The sequence below is a fragment of the Thiobacillus sp. genome (genome assembly GCF_024708915.1).
On record NZ_JANJXQ010000235.1, the window covers coordinates 22118 to 38285 of the forward strand.

General features: G+C 63.8%; 16 protein-coding genes. 15 read left to right on the forward strand and 1 reads right to left on the reverse strand.

Going from position 1 to position 16168, the window contains the following annotated elements; genetic code table 11:
* Window positions 1-21: 21 nt before the first annotated feature.
* Window positions 22-2340, forward strand: a complete 2319-nt coding sequence (locus Q0L94_RS15685) for a heavy metal translocating P-type ATPase (protein WP_296755047.1) — start codon at window positions 22-24, stop codon at window positions 2338-2340.
* 363 nt (window positions 2341-2703) lie between these two features.
* The gene (locus Q0L94_RS15690; RefSeq protein WP_296755049.1) at window positions 2704-2853 is read left to right on the forward strand and encodes a hypothetical protein; all 150 of its coding nucleotides are present in this window, start codon (window positions 2704-2706) and stop codon (window positions 2851-2853) included.
* Between the two features lie 208 nt (window positions 2854-3061).
* Here Q0L94_RS15690 and Q0L94_RS15695 read toward each other — a convergent pair whose 3' ends face one another.
* Window positions 3062-3346 carry a hypothetical protein gene (locus Q0L94_RS15695; protein ID WP_296755052.1) on the reverse strand — a complete coding sequence of 95 codons (285 nt, stop codon included), beginning with the start codon at window positions 3344-3346 and terminating at the stop codon, window positions 3062-3064.
* A gap of 81 nt (window positions 3347-3427) precedes the next feature.
* On the opposite strand from Q0L94_RS15695, the gene hemP reads away from it, so the two are divergent.
* The 13 genes from hemP (at window position 3428) to Q0L94_RS15760 (ending at window position 16156) form a co-directional block, all read left to right on the forward strand.
* On the forward strand, window positions 3428-3538 hold the full coding sequence (hemP, locus tag Q0L94_RS15700; RefSeq protein WP_296755054.1) for a hemin uptake protein HemP: 111 nt from the start codon (window positions 3428-3430) through the stop codon (window positions 3536-3538).
* 107 nt (window positions 3539-3645) lie between these two features.
* Window positions 3646-3888, forward strand: a complete 243-nt coding sequence (locus tag Q0L94_RS15705; RefSeq protein ID WP_296755056.1) for a hypothetical protein — start codon at window positions 3646-3648, stop codon at window positions 3886-3888.
* Between the two features lie 11 nt (window positions 3889-3899).
* The gene (locus Q0L94_RS15710) at window positions 3900-4421 is read left to right on the forward strand and encodes a peroxiredoxin (protein ID WP_296755058.1); all 522 of its coding nucleotides are present in this window, start codon (window positions 3900-3902) and stop codon (window positions 4419-4421) included.
* Between the two features lie 11 nt (window positions 4422-4432).
* Window positions 4433-4798: a hypothetical protein gene (locus tag Q0L94_RS15715; RefSeq protein ID WP_296755061.1), complete on the forward strand. Its 366-nt coding sequence runs from the start codon at window positions 4433-4435 to the stop codon at window positions 4796-4798.
* On the forward strand, window positions 4795-5859 hold the full coding sequence (locus Q0L94_RS15720) for a ChuX/HutX family heme-like substrate-binding protein (protein WP_296755063.1): 1065 nt from the start codon (window positions 4795-4797) through the stop codon (window positions 5857-5859). The genes Q0L94_RS15715 and Q0L94_RS15720 overlap by 4 nt, the downstream gene beginning before the upstream one ends.
* Entirely contained in the window at window positions 5859-6218 is a 360-nt protein-coding gene (locus tag Q0L94_RS15725) for a hypothetical protein (RefSeq protein ID WP_296755065.1), read from the forward strand. Before Q0L94_RS15720 ends, Q0L94_RS15725 begins: the two co-directional genes overlap by 1 nt.
* Complete coding sequence (locus Q0L94_RS15730) at window positions 6211-7566, forward strand: DUF2325 domain-containing protein (RefSeq protein WP_296755068.1); 1356 nt, start codon at window positions 6211-6213, stop codon at window positions 7564-7566. The genes Q0L94_RS15725 and Q0L94_RS15730 overlap by 8 nt, the downstream gene beginning before the upstream one ends.
* A gap of 69 nt (window positions 7567-7635) precedes the next feature.
* A complete protein-coding gene (locus Q0L94_RS15735; protein WP_296755070.1) occupies window positions 7636-9609 on the forward strand; it encodes a cytochrome c/FTR1 family iron permease in 1974 nt (657 codons plus the stop codon).
* A 23-nt stretch (window positions 9610-9632) separates the two neighbouring features.
* Window positions 9633-9806 (forward strand): hemin uptake protein HemP, encoded by a 174-nt coding sequence (locus Q0L94_RS15740; protein WP_296755072.1) that lies wholly within the window; start codon window positions 9633-9635, stop codon window positions 9804-9806.
* 71 nt (window positions 9807-9877) lie between these two features.
* Complete coding sequence (locus Q0L94_RS15745) at window positions 9878-11911, forward strand: TonB-dependent siderophore receptor (protein WP_296755075.1); 2034 nt, start codon at window positions 9878-9880, stop codon at window positions 11909-11911.
* A gap of 23 nt (window positions 11912-11934) precedes the next feature.
* On the forward strand, window positions 11935-13131 hold the full coding sequence (locus Q0L94_RS15750) for an ATP-grasp domain-containing protein (protein WP_296755077.1): 1197 nt from the start codon (window positions 11935-11937) through the stop codon (window positions 13129-13131).
* On the forward strand, window positions 13128-14984 hold the full coding sequence (locus tag Q0L94_RS15755; protein ID WP_296755080.1) for an IucA/IucC family protein: 1857 nt from the start codon (window positions 13128-13130) through the stop codon (window positions 14982-14984). Before Q0L94_RS15750 ends, Q0L94_RS15755 begins: the two co-directional genes overlap by 4 nt.
* On the forward strand, window positions 14981-16156 hold the full coding sequence (locus Q0L94_RS15760; RefSeq protein WP_296755084.1) for an MFS transporter: 1176 nt from the start codon (window positions 14981-14983) through the stop codon (window positions 16154-16156). The genes Q0L94_RS15755 and Q0L94_RS15760 overlap by 4 nt, the downstream gene beginning before the upstream one ends.
* Window positions 16157-16168: the final 12 nt, after the last annotated feature.

Below are 16168 nucleotides of genomic sequence, written 5' to 3' on the forward strand. Positions count from 1 at the left end.
GTTTCTATAAGGAGTCGCAGCATGGCTGAAAAACTTGAACTGGACTTGTCCTTGGTCTTGCCGGAAATCCCCGACGAGCGCGACGCCTGCGTAGGGCGGCTGACGGAACTGCTGCAGGCCGAAGGCCTGGAAAAAGTGCATCTGGTGCGCGAGAACGGCAGCGCCCGCCTGTGCCTGCACTACGATCCCCAGCAATTCAGCGTGAGCCGGGTGCGCGAACTGGCGCAGGCGGCCGGCGCGAAGATCGGAGACCGGTTTCGTCACGAGAGCCTGCGCATCGACGGCATGGATTGCCCCACCTGCGCCACGGTGATCGAACATGCCCTGCAACGCACGGATGGCGTTTTGGAAGCCTCCGTGAGTTACGCCGCGGAACGCCTGCGCCTGGAGTATGACAGCGAGAAAATCGGGCGCCCGGCAATCATTAAGCGCATCCAGGCGCTCGGCTATACCGTGCTAGAGGAAGGCCATGTGGCTGGATGGTTCGCCGAGCATCGCGAGCTTATTTTCAGCGGCGTGTCGGGCCTGCTGTTGCTGGCCGGCTGGCTGACCGGCCTCGCCGACGCGCCGCGCGCCCTCTCGCTCGGCCTGCTGCTGGGCGCGTATGCGGCGGGCGGTTTCTATACCCTGCGCGACGCCTGGCAGAGTGTGAAGAGCCGCAGCTTCGACATCGATATCCTGATGATCGTCGCAGCGGCCGGGGCCGCGGCTTTGGGTGCCTGGGTAGAAGGCGCGCTGCTGCTGTTCCTGTTCAGCCTCGGTCATGCGCTGGAACACATGGCCATGGGCCGGGCGCGCAAGGCGATCGAGGCGCTGGCGGAACTGGCGCCCAGGACCGCCATCGTTCAGCGCGATGGTGCCGAGATCGAGGTGCGGGTCGAAGCATTGCAGCGCGGCGACCGGATGGTGGTCAAACCCGGCCAGCGCATCCCTGCCGACGGGCTGGTGGCATCAGGCAACTCGGCGGTGGACCAGGCGCCCATCACCGGCGAATCCATGCCGGTGGACAAGCAACCGGGCGATAAGGTGTTCGCCGGCACGGTCAACGGCGAGGGTGTGCTGACGATCGAGGTCACCAAGCTGGCGCAGGAGAGCACGCTGGCACGCATGGTTACGATGGTGGCTGAGGCGCAGACGCAGAAGTCTCCCACCCAGCGCTTCACCGACCGCTTCGAGCGCATCTTCGTACCCGTCGTGCTGGTGGGCGCCGCGCTGCTCATCGTGCTGCCGCCGCTGTTCGGCTTTCCTTTTGCGGAATCCTTTTACCGCGCGATGGCCGTGCTGGTGGCGGCCTCCCCCTGCGCGCTCGCCATCGCCACCCCATCGGCGGTGCTGTCCGGCATCGCGCGTGCCGCACGCGGCGGCGTACTGATCAAGGGCGGCGCGCATCTGGAAAATCTCGGCGTGCTCACCGCCATCGCCTTCGACAAGACCGGCACCCTGACCATCGGCAAGCCCAAGGTGACCGACGTCGTCGCCATCAGCGGCGACGAGGCACGTCTGCTGACTATTGCCGCCGCCGTGGAAAGCCGCAGTGCGCATCCCCTGGCGCAGGCGGTGGTGACGGAGGCGAAGGGACGCGGTTTAAGTTGGGATGAAGCCGGGGAAGTCGAAGCCGTGACAGGAAAAGGCGTGCGCGCTGAATTTGGCGGGCAAAAAATAGCCATTGGTAACGCCAGGCTGTTTGAAGGTGAAGCCATCCCCGAAGTGGTTCAGCAGCACGCAGAGCGCCTGCAGACGGAAGGCAAAACCATCATGCTGATCCGGATGGACGAACAGTTTCTGGGCCTGGTGGCCCTAGCCGACACGCCGCGCGAGGGAGTGAAGCAGGTGCTGGAACGTCTGCACCAGACTGGCATCCGCAAGACCATCATGCTTACTGGCGACAACGAGCGCGTGGGCCGCGCCATCGCCGACGCGGTGGGTCTAGACGAAGTGAAAGCCGGCCTGTTGCCGGAAGACAAGGTCAAGGCCATGGAGGAACTCGCGCAGCGCTACGGCCAGGTGGCGATGGTCGGCGACGGCGTCAACGATGCGCCGGCGATGGCGCGCGCCACCGTCGGCATCGCCATGGGCGGCGCCGGCACCGACGTGGCCTTGGAAGCCGCCGATGTCGCGCTGATGGGAGACGACCTTTCCAGACTGCCGTTCGCCGTGGCCTTGAGCCGCGCATCGAAGCGCATTATTCGCCAGAACCTGTGGGTGTCCTTGGGCGTGGTGGCCCTGCTGGTTCCCGCCACCCTGTTCGGCTGGGCGGGGATCGGGGTGGCAGTGCTGATCCACGAAGGATCGACTCTGGTCGTAGTGCTCAACGCGCTGAGGTTGCTGGCCTACCGTTGATGAAATACGAAATCCGGATACCCGATTTTTAAACTACAGGGATCAATCATGAAGCCCCCCACTCACCTCCTTGCCACGTCTTTCGCCATCCCCTGCCTCACGCTCTCAGGCAATCCCCCCGACAACCAAAGCATCGATACCATTTGAATTTTCCAACCTGAAAAGGAGTCCACCATGAAGTCATTCATCCAGTCTCTTGCCGCCGCCAGCAGCCTTGCCGCAACACTCGCCGTTTCCCCTGCTTTCGCTCGGTGTATCGGTCTGGTTGATGCGATTCGAGGCGGCGATCCTCGGCGGCGCGTTGGAGTGTAGTCGACGGCTTGATCTCGGTTACGAAGTGGTCGACCTCACCGCCAGTCTGGCATGGGCTTGCGCCAGAATTTGACGCTCGATTCAAACCTGATCGTGACGCTGAATTTCAGCGATGAGGTACTCATCAACGGCGTGCCCACCCTGGTGTTCACCGGCATCCTTGACACCAACCCGAGATTGTTCTGTTTACCGACAGCGTAACCGTCACGCCGGAATTCCTGGTGCTGGCGAACCTGTTCAACGATACCGATCTCACCTTCACGGCGGGCTCGCACTTACCCTGCTGGAGGCGCACGCTCTGGCAACCTACGATTTCTCCTACGTCGGCAGTCTCAGGGAGCTGTGATCAATCAGAGCTTCGGCCCGTTCTACACGTGAAACGACAGCATTCTGCTGTTCGATATCGGCGTTACAACCAGCAGTTCGCGCTCGGCGGCTTCCAGACCCGTCCAAGGGTGAAACATTCACCCTGACCGCCGTACACAAGTCGCAAGCCTACGTCATGTTCAACGCGTGGATTGGCCTCATCCGGATGGCGCGCCAACGCCCGACGCGCTGAGCCATCACGCACCTTCACGTCCATCCGTTCCGGCGGGTTTTTTTTATCTCTCCCCATTTCACAAATATTTGCCGCCACCGCTTGACTCAATAAATGAGAATCGTTATTATTCGCAAAACAAATATATAAAAACATGAATGAAACCCGATCAACCCGAACCAGACGTAGATGCCATGCAAACGCAGATGGCCTCCGATCGAGCCCGGGCAACGGACTATGCCGCCGGTCATCATTCCGACGGACTTTTTATTCCGGGGCAATCAGGAAATCCTGATCAGCCATAACGGCGAGCACTATCGCCTGCGCATCACCAAGAACGGCAAATGATTCTGACCAAGTAGTAGTAACCATTCCATTTTCAGGATTTGAAAATGGAGTTCCCAATCGCCCGCCAGCGCGCAAGCGTCAGCCAGCCCTAACTCAAGGAGACTGGCATGTCCGCACCCCCGCCTCACAGCACGCACGAAATCGTTATCGCCGCGACCTTATGGCTGATGCACCGCTATCAGCAGACCGGCTGCAAAAAACTCGCCCGCATGGTCGAGCAGCATTTGCGCTGGATGCAGGTGGGCGCAAGCAGTCCGGTACTCTCCAATGCCTGCCAGCGGCTGTCGTTTGAATGGCGCGCAGTGTCGTGTGCAGCACAACCCGTTCTCCCGCAACCCACCCTGCATTGAAGGAGACTTACATGATCTCGATTGGACACCCTATCCCTGATGTCGTCAGCGAAGCCTATCTGCCCGATGGCCGCATCGAGCCCATTTCGCTCGCGCAATACCGCGGCAAGTGGCTGGTGCTGTTTTACTGGCCGCTCGATTTCACCTTCGTCTGCCCAACTGAAATCCGCGCCTATTCCGACCTGAGTCACGATTTCGATGTCTCCGGCGCGGTGCTGCTCGGCGCCAGCGTCGATTCGGCGCATGCCCACCGCGCCTGGGTCAGGCACGGTCTCGGCACAGTCAAATTTCCGATGCTGGGCGACGTGTCGCGCGCGCTGTCGCAAGGCTTCGGCGTGCTCGCTGAATCCGGCGTGGCGGTGCGCGCCACCTTCATCATCAACCCCGAGGGCCGGGTGATGAGCGTGGCGGCAAACGACCTCAACGTGGGCCGCTCGGCGCGTGAAACGCTGCGCCTGCTGCACGCACTGCAAAGCGGCGAGCTCACCGCCTGCGAATGGCAGCCCGGCCAGGCTTTTGTCGCGGCCGCTTAAGGAGAAGCCCCATGCATACCGCCCATCCCGCATCGCTTCTGGTTGCCGCGCTGGTGATGCTGCGCCATCCCTGTTCACGCAACCAGGCGACCGCCCGGCTGCTTCTCGAACGCGCGGCCGAACACGCCGAACTCACCCCGGTCGAGCGCGAAGCCTGCCGCAGCCTCGCCGACGACATGCACGTCGAACGCCCCGAACCCGACGCATTACGCGCGCACTGGCTCACCCCGCGCCCTGTCCACCCGCAAGGGGCAGGCCGTGGTTGTACAGACGCTAAAGCGTCAACAACCACGCTCATCGACCAAGGCACCGAGCACCGCCGCCTGAACTTGGTTGAAGGTTTGCCATCACCCAACCTGAAAGGCGTTTCCGCATGAGCGCCGCTATCCCTGCCGTTTCCGCCAACACGCCCAAAGCCCTGCGCGACGCCTGGCATGCGCTCACCGCCGAAAAGCGCCTGCGCATCCGTGACGCCGCGCACACGCTGGGCGTATTCGAAGCCGAATTGCTCGCCACCGGCGTCGGCGAGCACGTCACGCGCCTTGCCGGCGACCTGCGCGATCTGATGATGCGCATGGGCGAACTCGGCCCGGTGATGGCGGTGACGCGCAACGAGGCAGCCGTGCACGAAAAGGAAGGCGTGTACCAGAACATCACCCACGGCGATCAGATCGGCCTGGTGCTGGGCGAGGCGATCGACCTGCGCCTGCTCTACGACAAGTGGGCGTTCGGTTATGCCGTCGAGGAGCGGATCGGCAGCGACACCCGCCACTCGTTCCAGTTCTTCGACGCCTGCGGCGACGCCATCCACAAAATCTACCTGCGCGAGGGCGCCGACACGCTCGCCTTCGAGGCGCTGTGCGACGCCTGGGCGGCACCTATCCAGATCCCCGGCGAAACCGTGCTGCCGCACCCGGCAGGAAGCGCGCCGGAACGCCCCGACGAAGCCGTCGATGTGGAAGCACTGCGCGCCGGCTGGCGATCCATGACCGACACCCACCAGTTTTTCGGTCTCTTGAAAAAGCACAAGCTCAGCCGCACCCAGGCATTCCGGCTGATCGGCAACGAATTCGCCGTCCCGCTCCTGACCAACACGCCGGCACGGCTGCTGCAGGCCGTCGCCGCGACCGGGCAGGAGATCATGGTGTACGTCGGCAACTCCGGCTGCATCCAGATCCACACCGGGCGCGTGAGGGACATCCAGCGCATGGGCGACTGGATCAACGTGCTCGACCCCGGTTTCAACCTGCATCTGCGCGAAGACCTGGTGGCACAGGCCTGGCTGGTGAAAAAACCCAGCGCCGACGGCATCGTCACCTCGATCGAACTGTTCGACGCCGCAGGCGAATTCATCGCCTACTTCTTCGGCAAGCGCTTGCCTGGCCTGCCCGAAACCACCGGCTGGCGCATGCTGGCCGAAACCCTGGAGCCGCGCTGATGTTTGCAATCGCCTATCACTTCCATATGCTGCCGCGCCACCACGACCACTTCCGCCACGCTTATCACGCAGCGCGCGACTCCCTGCAACATGCCTTGGGGCTGGTGTCGCACCAGTTCAACGAGCCGCACGGCCGCCACGACGCCTTCACGCTGCTGCTGGCGTGGGACAGCCAGACGAGCTTCGAACGCTTCGCCCGCACCTGGGTCGGCGTCTGGATGCTAAACGGCATGGGTCTGGATCGCGACGCCTTCGCCGCGCCGATCCAGACCGATATCGGCGAAGAGACAATTACTCCGCGCGTGGAAGGCGCGCGGCATATTCATCCGGCCAGACTGAGGCACGACTGCCATGTGTGATCGTTGCGAACCGAAAGGCTTGCTGGCGGACTTGTTCGTCAAGGCGGGCGTCGCGCCCGCATCTTCAGCCCTTGTCACGTCGATGGTGGAAAGCGAACCTGAATCGCGCAAGCAACCGTCGCCCCGCCGCCCAAAGCTCTGGGAACTCGAAGAAAAGCACCACTGCCCGGTGATTGGCTCCTGCCTCACGCTGGATGAACTCAAGAAGATCGCCCGCAAGTGCGGTTTTAATGGTGACTTCGGCGGCACTCGCTTCGATCCCTACCGCCTGCATGTCGAAGCCGTCTCGCTGTCCTGCTCGCGCAACGACGCCGCCGAAGCGATGCACAAGCTTCTGGAGCGCAAGTACGCGATCGTCATCGCCCGCTTCGAGCGCGTCAAATCCGACGCCGACGTGCTGGCCTTGTGGAAGCAGCACCTGGAGCGCGGCGAAGTCGCCGATGCCATGTGGGCTGCGCTCACCCACAAGGCCGCCAGCCGGGATACCCGCAACCAGGTCTATGGCGATGTCCACATGCACAGCCACCAGATCGGCGCCGGCCAAGCCGCCGATCTGCGGCGGCTGGAATGGCTGCAGCGCGAGCAAACCGACCTGGGCGCGGATAATGCTCGCCTCGCGGAAGAACTGCGCCAGCAAAGCCGGCAAACCGATTCGGCCAAACGCGACCTGGCACGTTCCAACGAACAGGTCGCCCACCTGGAACCCCTACTGAACCAGGTGCGTGAGCTGGAATCCGGCCAGGCCATGACCGCCATCGGTCGCCGCCTGTTGTTGGCGGAAGCTCAGGCCAGCCACGCGCGGGAAGCCGAGGCGCGAATCGAAACGCTGGAAGAAAAGGTCGCCGTCCTGCGCGGCGACAAGGCGCGCCTTGGCCGCGAGATAAAAGAAACCGCCGCCGAACGCGACGCGCTGGAACGACTCTGGCTGGAGGAGGCGTCGAGCAGCGCGCCAAGTGCGACGACCTGCAGTGGAGAATGCGACACCTGCAGCACCCGCCTGCAAGGCCGCTGCGTGCTCTGCGTCGGCGGCCACACCCCGCTGCTGCCGCACTACCGGCAACTGGCCAAACGCCTCGGCGTGCGCCTGATCCACCACGACGGCGGCAAGGAAGAAGCCCTCTCCAGGCTGCCCGACCTGCTCAACGCCTCCGATGCGGTGATCTGTCCCACCGACTGCGTCAGCCACCCGGCCTATTGGCAGCTCAAGAAACACTGCAAACAGACCGGCAAGCCCTGCGTGCTGTTCAAAGGGGCAAGCATCTCCGGTTTCACCGTGGCACTGGCGCAGCTGGCTTCCGGCCGCGTAAGCCTGTCTGGTGAAACCATCGAAGCACCCGGGCATGGGTAAGAAAATGACATGCAATTTAATTTCCCCATCGGATTCCGTTCCCGAACCGATAACCGTGAGTTCGCCATCATGAATACGAAACGCTTGTTCCAACCGGCCTTCCGAATGGGGGCTTGGGTACTCGTCGCCCTGCTCGTGGCCTTTGCCGTCCCCGTCCAGGCCGCCTCCGTCGATGCAACCCGAACGGCCCAGACCATCGCCCACATGCTCGACTACGTGGGCGTGGATTACCCGGAATTCGTGCGCGATGGCAAGGTGCTCGACGAGGCGGAATACCAGGAGCAGCTGGAATTTTCCGTCCAGGTGAGCGAACAGTTGCGCAAGCTGCCGGACCATCCGGCCAAGGCCGGATTGTTGCGCCAAGCCGAAACGCTCCGCGCATCCATCGCTGCCCGGGCACCCGGTGCGGAGGTCTCCGGCTTGGCGGGCGAACTGCGGCAGGGCGTCATCGGTGCCTACCAAATCGCCATCGCGCCCAAGCGCGCACCGAACCTGAGCGGCGCCGCCAGGCTGTACGCCAGCGAGTGCGCCGCCTGCCACGGAGTGGCAGGCAAAGGCGACGGCATCCTGGCCAAGGGCATGGAGCCGGCCCCATCCGATTTCCACGACCTGGCGCGCATGGGGCAGCGCAGCGTGCATGGCCTTTACAGCACCATCAGCCTGGGTGTGACCGGCACGCCCATGACCGGTTTTACCCAGCTTTCCGAAGAAGACCGCTGGGCGCTGGCGTTTTATGTGGCCTCGCTGGCCACCCCCACCGACGTGACGCAACAAGGCGCAGCGATTTTTGCTGCCGGCGGCAAGACCCTTCCCTTCGTAAACTTGCGCGACCTTGCCTCCCTCACCGAGAACGAAGTCAGATCCAGTCATGGTGAAGACGCGTCCATGGTTTTCGCCTGGCTCAGGCAAAATCCCGGCAAGGCCCAATTGGCAGCAGAATCGCCTCTCGCCTTCACGGGCCGGCACCTGGACGAAAGCCTCGCCGCCTACCGGGCGGGCGACATCTCCCTGGCTCAGCGACTCGCCGTCACCGGCTACCTGGAAGGCTTCGAGCTGGTGGAGGCCAGTCTCGACGCCTCCGACCGCGCACTGCGGCAGGACATCGAAACGCAGATGACCGCCTACCGCAACCTGCTGCGCGCCGGCGCACCGATCACCGAGGCGGAAAGACAGGCCGCCTTGGTGCACACGCTTCTCGCCAGCGCCGCCGACAAGCTGGACGGCAGCCGGCTATCCCCCACCGCCGCACTGGTCAGCGCGTTTTTCATCATCGTGCGCGAAGGCCTGGAAGCACTGCTGGTGGTGGCGGCCATCGTCGCTTTCCTGGTCAAGGCCGAGCGCCGCGAGGCGCTACCCTACATCCATATCGGCTGGATGAGTGCCTTGGGGTTGGGCGCGCTCACCTGGTTCGTGGCCAGCTATGTCATCGCCGTCAGCGGCGCCGGGCGCGAGGTCACGGAAGGGATTACGGCACTCGCCGCCAGCGCCATCCTGCTCTATGTCGGCTTCTGGCTGCACGACAAGTCCCACGCCGAGCGCTGGAAAGCCTTCGTCGGTCGGCACCTCACCCATGCCCTGACGCGCGGCACCCTGTGGGCGCTGACCGGCGTGTCTTTCCTGGCCGTGTACCGCGAAGCCTTCGAGACCGTGCTGTTCTACCAGGCCCTGTGGCAACAGGCGGAAGGTGCGCGCGCTTCCGTGCTCATGGGCTTTGCCTTGGGCGGCGGCACGCTGGCCATCCTCGCCTGGCTGATTTTCCGCTTCGGCCTGCGCCTGCCCATCGGCCCCTTCTTCGCTGCGAGCTCGGTGTTGCTCGCCCTGCTGGGCGTCATGTTCGCCGGCCACGGCGTCGCCGCGCTCCAGGAAGCGGGCTGGTTGCCGCTGGATCCGGTGAATTTCTTCCAGGTGCCCGCCTTGGGCATGTATGCCAACCAGCAAGCCTTGTGGCTGCAAGGCATCCTGCTCGCCGCCGTGACCGCCGGCTTTGCCTGGGGTTACGCGCGCCGCCGGCCCGAAACCATCCCACGGAATGAAACCCGATGATGTATTCCGGCAGGAAGAATGACATGAACGCCGCTCTCAAGCCCGACCGGGTGGTGGCTGCCGCCGCACCGCCGTCGCCCGTGCGCCTGGACAGCCGCGAACTATTCCGTAACGGCAACGAGGTGGTCATTGTGCACAAGGGCGAGGAATACCGCCTGCGCATTACCCGTAACGAGAAACTCATCCTCACCAAATAAACAACCCGACCCGCCAGCCAGCCTTTCAAGCTAGCCAGCCAGAAACCCCTGCAACTGTATCCGGAGGCTGTATGAACAAGAAACTGCTGGCTGTGCTGATGATTCCCCTGGCGTGTTCCGCCCAGGCGCAAGAGACGAACCAACTCGAAGAAGTAACAGTGAGTGCCGACTGGCTTGGCGCGCCCACGCCGCAAGCGGCGAAGAAACACCCTGGAGCACGGACGGTCATCACCTCTCAAGAGCTGACCGAATCCGGTGCACGCACCGTGGAGGACGCGCTGCGTACCGTGCCCGGCGTGCGGGTGCTGGATGAAAGCGGCACCGGCATCCTGCCGAACATCGGCGTCCGCGGCCTCAATCCCTTGCGCAGCGAACAGGTGCTGGTGCTGGTGGACGGTATGCCGATTTCGTTGGCGCCTTACGGCCAGACCGGCCTGTCGCTGTTTCCATTGACCATCAATTCGGTCGAAACGATCGATGTGGCGCGCGGCGGGGTCGCCGTTCACTATGGACCCAACAATGTCGGTGGCGTGATCAATTTCGTGACCAAGCGTATCCCGCGCAAGCCGTCCTTTACTGCCAAGGAAACATTGTCGGTTGCGGGCAACGGCCGCGTGCTGAGCGACACTTACGTGCGTGCCGGCGGTTTCGTGAATGACCGGCTTGGCCTGCAGGCGCAGGCCAATGTCATCGAAGGCAATGCAGAACGCGACCACTCGGCGACCACCGTCAACAATCTGATGCTCGATGCGGACTGGTTCGTCACCGACAACGCCGATATCAAGGCCGGCCTGCAGTATTACAAAACCGAAAACGAAATGCCCGGCGCCCTGACGCCGCAGTCCTATGAACAGGACCGCGACCAGTCCACCCGGCCACTCGACCGTTTTGACGGCGACACCCTGCGGGGGCACCTCGTCTACAACCAGGTTTTCGATAACGGCGCTGAACTGAGCTGGAGCAATTTTGCCCACCGCAGCAATCGCCAGTTTTTCTTCGGCAACTCGAGCAACGCCGACACCCCGTCGACGCTCGAAATGTCGTCGCCGCGGGCATTCTGGGTCTACGGCAGCGAGCCCCGCTTCACGTTCAACCTCGACAGCGGCATCAAGCAGAAGATTGCGGTCGGCGCGCGCTACATGCGCGAAGAGGTCGACTATCTGGTCAACTCGCGCAACGTCGCGACAAACGCCTTTGCTGTCGCGCGCGACTGGCGCTTCGAGAACGATGCGGTCGCCGCCTACGTAAGCGATACCTTTTCCCTGCTCGACGACAAGCTGAAGGTCACGCCCGGCGTCCGTTACGAGCAGATCGACTCCTACCGCCGGGACAACAAGAACGGGCTGGAAGGGACCAACACCACCCGTGACTGGCTGCCCGGCGTGGACGTCGGCTATCAGGCAAGCGATGCAGTATTCCTGTTCGCCAATTTCCACAAGTCCCTTCGACCCGTGCAGTTCACGCAAGTCACCTACGGCGGCGAGAATCTCGCTGCCGAGCGCGCGAAGAACTATGAAGCAGGCGTGCGCCTGAGCCCGACGCGGAATGTCGATGCCGGGCTCACCGCCTTCCGCTTCGACTTCGACAACAAGCTCGAATATGTCGCCGCCGTCGGCGCTTTCCGCAACCTCGGCGAAGCACGCCACCAGGGCATCGAAGCGGAACTCGCGTGGCGCCCGGCGCGCGTCCGGGGGCTGGAATTCAAGACCGCCTACACCTATGTCGGCACCGAGCAGCTTTCCGGCCAGTTCAAGGGCAACGAACTGCCCCTGGCGCCCCAGCATCAGATCAACCTGCAGACCAATTACCGTACCGGGTCCTGGAACTGGAACGTCACTGGCCTGTACCAGAGTTCGGCATTCTCTGACGGCGCCAACACCGTCAACGAAAACGCAACCGGCTCGGTCGGAAAAATCCCGTCCTATTCGGTCTGGAACGCCCAGGTCACGCGCGATTTCAGCTGGAGTGGTACCAAGATGAAAGCAGGTCTGGCGCTCAACAACCTGCTCGATCGCGACTACTACTTCCGCGGCATCGACTTCAGCCAGGGCCGCATGCCCGCCCCCGGCCGCGCTGCCCTGCTGACCCTGCAAATGGACATGTAAACGAGGCCATCATGCGAGAGATTATGATCCTGGCCCACGTCCCGACCGACTCGGTCAACGTCGGTTTTGTCCCGGCGGCGCGGCGTTTTGGTTTATCGGTCGTGCTCCTGACCGACGACGCCGAAGCGCATCGACAATATTTCAGTCAGCCAGGGCTCACTGCTTATCCGCGGGAAATTGTTGCCTGCGACGTATTCAATCCGCTCGCGGTAATCGATGCGATCACCTGCCGCGCGCAGAAGCCGGCGGCGATTTTTTCCAACAGCGACCACCTGCAGACCAGTACGGCGATCGCCGCCGAATATTTCAACCTGCCGCGCAAGGACTGGCACGTCGCCTACCGCGCGAAAAACAAGGCGGAAATGCGCGCCAAGCTCAAGGCCCGCGGACTCGACACGCTCTGGCATGCCATGGTCTGCGACCAGGCTGCGCTCGCGCGCGTCCTGGACAGCGTGCCGTTTCCGTGCATCGTCAAACCGCGCGAAGGCGTTGCCAGCCAGCAGGTCAGCCTGAGCCACGACCGCGCCGCACTCACGGCGCAGTGCGCCGCGGCGTGGAGCAAACAGCCCGGCCAACCCTTGCTCCTCGAAGAATACATCGCAGGCCCGCTCTACACACTGGAAACCATCGGCGACGATAAGAAGCTCTGCGTGCTCGGGGGCTTTCAGGTGAAATTGTCACCGCCGCCGTATTTCGTGGAGCTGGAGGCAAGCTGGGGGACAGGTTTGACGGCCAACCAGGAAACCGAGGTGATCGACATTATTCGCCGCTTTGGCGTCGGCTTCGGCGCGTGCCACACAGAGTTCGTCATGACCGACTCCGGTCCCCGTCTGATCGAAATCAACTATCGCAGCATCGGCGACTACCGCGAATTCCTGCTGCAAGACACCCTCGGCCTGCCTTTATTCGAGATCATCCTGGGTCTTTATGCGGGCGAGCCGCTGCCACAGCTCGACATCGCACCAGGCGCGGCGCTGATCCGTTACTTTACGGCGCAGTCTGCAGGCCGCGTGATCGGCGCACCCAATGCTTTCGATCGTCACTCGGACGACATCCGGATCACGTTCAAACCGTTGCGAGCGATCGGCGAGACGGTCAGCCTGACCCACTCCAACAAGGATTACCTTGGTGTACTGCGCGGCACGGGGGCCGATGTGCAGCGTCTGGGCCTGGAAATGGACCGGATCAGCAGCGAGCTGGCCTGGACGATCGGCGTATGAGCGCGGCAGCCCCCAAAACGACCGTCGCCGCCGTCGACCCGATGCAGGCGGACGACACCGCGCACGACATCTATATTTGCCGGCGTGTGGTGGATACCCTGCTGCGGGAAAACGTGCGCGAGTGCGTGAGCCGCGCGACCGCGCGCGCCGGCGACAGCTTGCCGTCGGCACTCGCACACCATCGCGGCGCGGGCTGCGCCTGGCTCGAAGTGAGCCATTTCGGTGCCGGCCGCCTGTGGATTCCCGTCGCCGAATCCGCCTTCATGCAGGCGTGGCGCAGCGCCGGGTTGCCGCTCCTGTGGGATGACGGAAGATGCCTCAAGCAACTGTATGCGGTCGAGGACATCCTGGCCTGCTTTGCGCAGGGCCTCGCCGCTGCCGCGATGGATCGGTTCGCGGCGTTCGCCGAGGAGTGCCGCGTAGCGGCTGGACATCGGCATATCAGCGAAGCCGAGCGCGAACGCTGGTTCGCCGAGTTCCGCGCCGCGCACGGCATGACGGCAGGCACCCGACTGCCGAACTGGCACTCGCGCCTGCTGCACTATGATCGGCTTGGCGCGTTCCTTGATCACCCGTTTTATCCCACCGCACGCGCCAAGCTCGGTTTCGATGCCGATGCGCTCGCCGCTTACGGCCCCGAATTTCAGCGCCCCTTCATGTTGCGCTGGCTGGCGGTGCCACGCGGCCTTTATCATCCGAGTGCCGACGCCGAGTCGACCCTGCCAGCGCTGTGGCCGAGCGTCGAAGCCGTCGGCCTGCCGGCGGCGATGGCCCCTACGCATGCCCTGATTCCCGTGCATCCGTTCGTCTGGGACCATCAGCTCGACGCATTCCTGGTTGACGCCGAATTGCGTCAAAGCGTGGTGCGCGCTCCGCACCCCTATCTCGCGGTGGCGCCGACGCTGTCGGTGCGCACCGTCGTGCTGCTCGACGCACCGGAGTGGCACCTGAAGCTGCCGCTGACGATCCGTACCCTCGGCGCGAAGAACATTCGCACCATCAAGCCGAGCACGATCCACGACGGCCATCGCTTCCAGATGCTGCTGGCCGATATCGCCTCGCGCGAGCCGGCGATTGCCGACCGCTTGCTGCTGACCTTCGAAGCGTGCGGCGGACATGTCGACAACCGGATGTTCCTCGGCCACATCCTGCGCCGCTATCCGGTCGAAGCGCTGGGCGAGAGCACGCTGATTCCGGTGGCGGCGCTACTGGCCCAGACGCCCCCCGGAAACACCGTAGCCGAAGAAGCTGCGGCGGAATTCTACGCGGGCGACCTTGATGCATTCTTCGAGGACTACCTTGAACTGACGCTTCGTCTGCACCTGCTGCTGTGGCTGCGCTACGGCGTCGCCCTCGAGTCGAACCAGCAGAACTCGGTCCTCGTCTTGAGCCGGCAGGCGCCGCGCCTGCGCCTGCTGCTGAAAGACAACGATGCGGGGCGCATCCATTTCGACGAGCTGGCGCGGCGCTGGCCGGATCTCGCACGCCGCGTGGCCGATCTGCAGGATCGCCGCATTTTCGTCACGGACGCCCTGCCGCTGGCACAGATGTTCACCACGATCACCCTGCAACTCAATATCGCGGTATTGGTCGAAGGCTACGCGGGCCTGCTCGGCGTGCCCCCCGCCGCGCTGTATGCCCGCGTCCGGCGGCGGGTCGAGGCGGTGCTAGACGAGCTGGCGGCCGAGGGCGAGGACGTGGCACCGGCGCGCCGCCTGCTGCTCGAGGACGACCGGCTCTATATCAAATATCTGCTGATCGCCGCCACCCTAGCTGAGAAGACCGAAACCGGCGCGCCCGACGTCAACAAGTTCTACGGCCGCAGCACACCCAACTTCCTGAGGGCGCCATGATCGCCGACCGGCGGCGCGTTGTCGCCACGATCATGGTTTGCCATTTCATCGCTGCGTTCGCGGCGCTCGGAATGCCGCCGTTTTTTGCGCTGATACTCGACAAATCGCTGCACAGCGATACCGCCTATCTGGCCGGCTGGCTGTACATCGTGCCGATATTTTTCACGGCCGTGAGCAGTCCATGGTGGGGGCGGCTCGCCGACAAATACGGCAAGAAGCCGCTGCTGCTGCGCGCTCAGCTGGGCCTCGCGGGCAGTTTCCTGCTGGCAGGCTTCGCCCCCAATGCCGGGGTATTTTCCCTTGCCCTCGCTTTGCAAGGCCTGCTCGGCGGCACCTTCGCCGCGTCCAACGCCTATCTGTCCACGATGGTCAGCGGCGCCGCGCTCACCCGCAGCCTGAACCTGATGCAATGGTCGGCGCGGGCGGCGCTGGTTGCCGCACCGGCTGGCCTGGGCCTGCTGATGACGATCGAATCGCCGCTCGAGCTCTACCGTTACCTGGCGGGTTTGCCGCTCGTCGCCGCGCTGTTGATCGCGCGACTGCCGCCGGCGCACCCGCACGAAGCAAACGCCAAACCGGCGACCCGAGCCAAGGGCGTTGCGCTGGAAGCGAGCGCGAGCCAGGTCTACGCGGCGCAGTTCGCGTTCGTATTCGCCACCGTGCTGACGTTTCCGTATTTCGTGCCCTTCACCCAGGCCGGTTCCGAGCCGGCGTCTCTGGCCGTGGCCGGGCTGTTGTTCGGCATCCCGCACCTGGTCTACCTGCTGTGCGCGGTGCCCTTGAGTCGCTATCTCGGACAGGGCCGCCTGCTCGCCACGTTGTCGTCTTCATTCCTGTTGCTTGCGGGCGCGCTGGCCGCCCAGGCGCTGTTTCCGACGCTGCCGGGATTGACGGCCGGGCGCATCGCGATGGGCCTGGGAATGACACTCGGCTTCATCAGCCTGCACGCGCTGATCGCGGCGGTCGTGACGCACGAAAACGCCGGCCGCACCTTCGGCTGGTTCGAGAGCAACGCCAAGTGGGGCGCCGTCGGCGCCGGCCTGATCGCCGGCACGGCCGTCCAGGCGCTCGATCTGCGGGCACCATTTTTTATCGGCGCATTCACCATGCTCGCCGCCGGCACTTACCTCGCCGGCGTGGCATTTTATCGTTTACAGCTGCGAAATTCTTGACCTCAGGAGAAA

What these genes read in the sequence shown, in the direction of transcription:
- Q0L94_RS15685 (WP_296755047.1), top strand. Translation starts at nt 22, where the DNA reads ATGGCTGAAAAACTTGAACTGGACTTGTCCTTGGTCTTGCCGGAAATC.
- Q0L94_RS15690 (WP_296755049.1), top strand. Translation starts at nt 2,704, where the DNA reads ATGGGCTTGCGCCAGAATTTGACGCTCGATTCAAACCTGATCGTGACG.
- Q0L94_RS15695 (WP_296755052.1), bottom strand. Translation starts at nt 3,346, where the DNA reads ATGTTTTTATATATTTGTTTTGCGAATAATAACGATTCTCATTTATTG.
- hemP (WP_296755054.1), top strand. Translation starts at nt 3,428, where the DNA reads ATGCCGCCGGTCATCATTCCGACGGACTTTTTATTCCGGGGCAATCAG.
- Q0L94_RS15705 (WP_296755056.1), top strand. Translation starts at nt 3,646, where the DNA reads ATGTCCGCACCCCCGCCTCACAGCACGCACGAAATCGTTATCGCCGCG.
- Q0L94_RS15710 (WP_296755058.1), top strand. Translation starts at nt 3,900, where the DNA reads ATGATCTCGATTGGACACCCTATCCCTGATGTCGTCAGCGAAGCCTAT.
- Q0L94_RS15715 (WP_296755061.1), top strand. Translation starts at nt 4,433, where the DNA reads ATGCATACCGCCCATCCCGCATCGCTTCTGGTTGCCGCGCTGGTGATG.
- Q0L94_RS15720 (WP_296755063.1), top strand. Translation starts at nt 4,795, where the DNA reads ATGAGCGCCGCTATCCCTGCCGTTTCCGCCAACACGCCCAAAGCCCTG.
- Q0L94_RS15725 (WP_296755065.1), top strand. Translation starts at nt 5,859, where the DNA reads ATGTTTGCAATCGCCTATCACTTCCATATGCTGCCGCGCCACCACGAC.
- Q0L94_RS15730 (WP_296755068.1), top strand. Translation starts at nt 6,211, where the DNA reads ATGTGTGATCGTTGCGAACCGAAAGGCTTGCTGGCGGACTTGTTCGTC.
- Q0L94_RS15735 (WP_296755070.1), top strand. Translation starts at nt 7,636, where the DNA reads ATGAATACGAAACGCTTGTTCCAACCGGCCTTCCGAATGGGGGCTTGG.
- Q0L94_RS15740 (WP_296755072.1), top strand. Translation starts at nt 9,633, where the DNA reads ATGAACGCCGCTCTCAAGCCCGACCGGGTGGTGGCTGCCGCCGCACCG.
- Q0L94_RS15745 (WP_296755075.1), top strand. Translation starts at nt 9,878, where the DNA reads ATGAACAAGAAACTGCTGGCTGTGCTGATGATTCCCCTGGCGTGTTCC.
- Q0L94_RS15750 (WP_296755077.1), top strand. Translation starts at nt 11,935, where the DNA reads ATGATCCTGGCCCACGTCCCGACCGACTCGGTCAACGTCGGTTTTGTC.
- Q0L94_RS15755 (WP_296755080.1), top strand. Translation starts at nt 13,128, where the DNA reads ATGAGCGCGGCAGCCCCCAAAACGACCGTCGCCGCCGTCGACCCGATG.
- Q0L94_RS15760 (WP_296755084.1), top strand. Translation starts at nt 14,981, where the DNA reads ATGATCGCCGACCGGCGGCGCGTTGTCGCCACGATCATGGTTTGCCAT.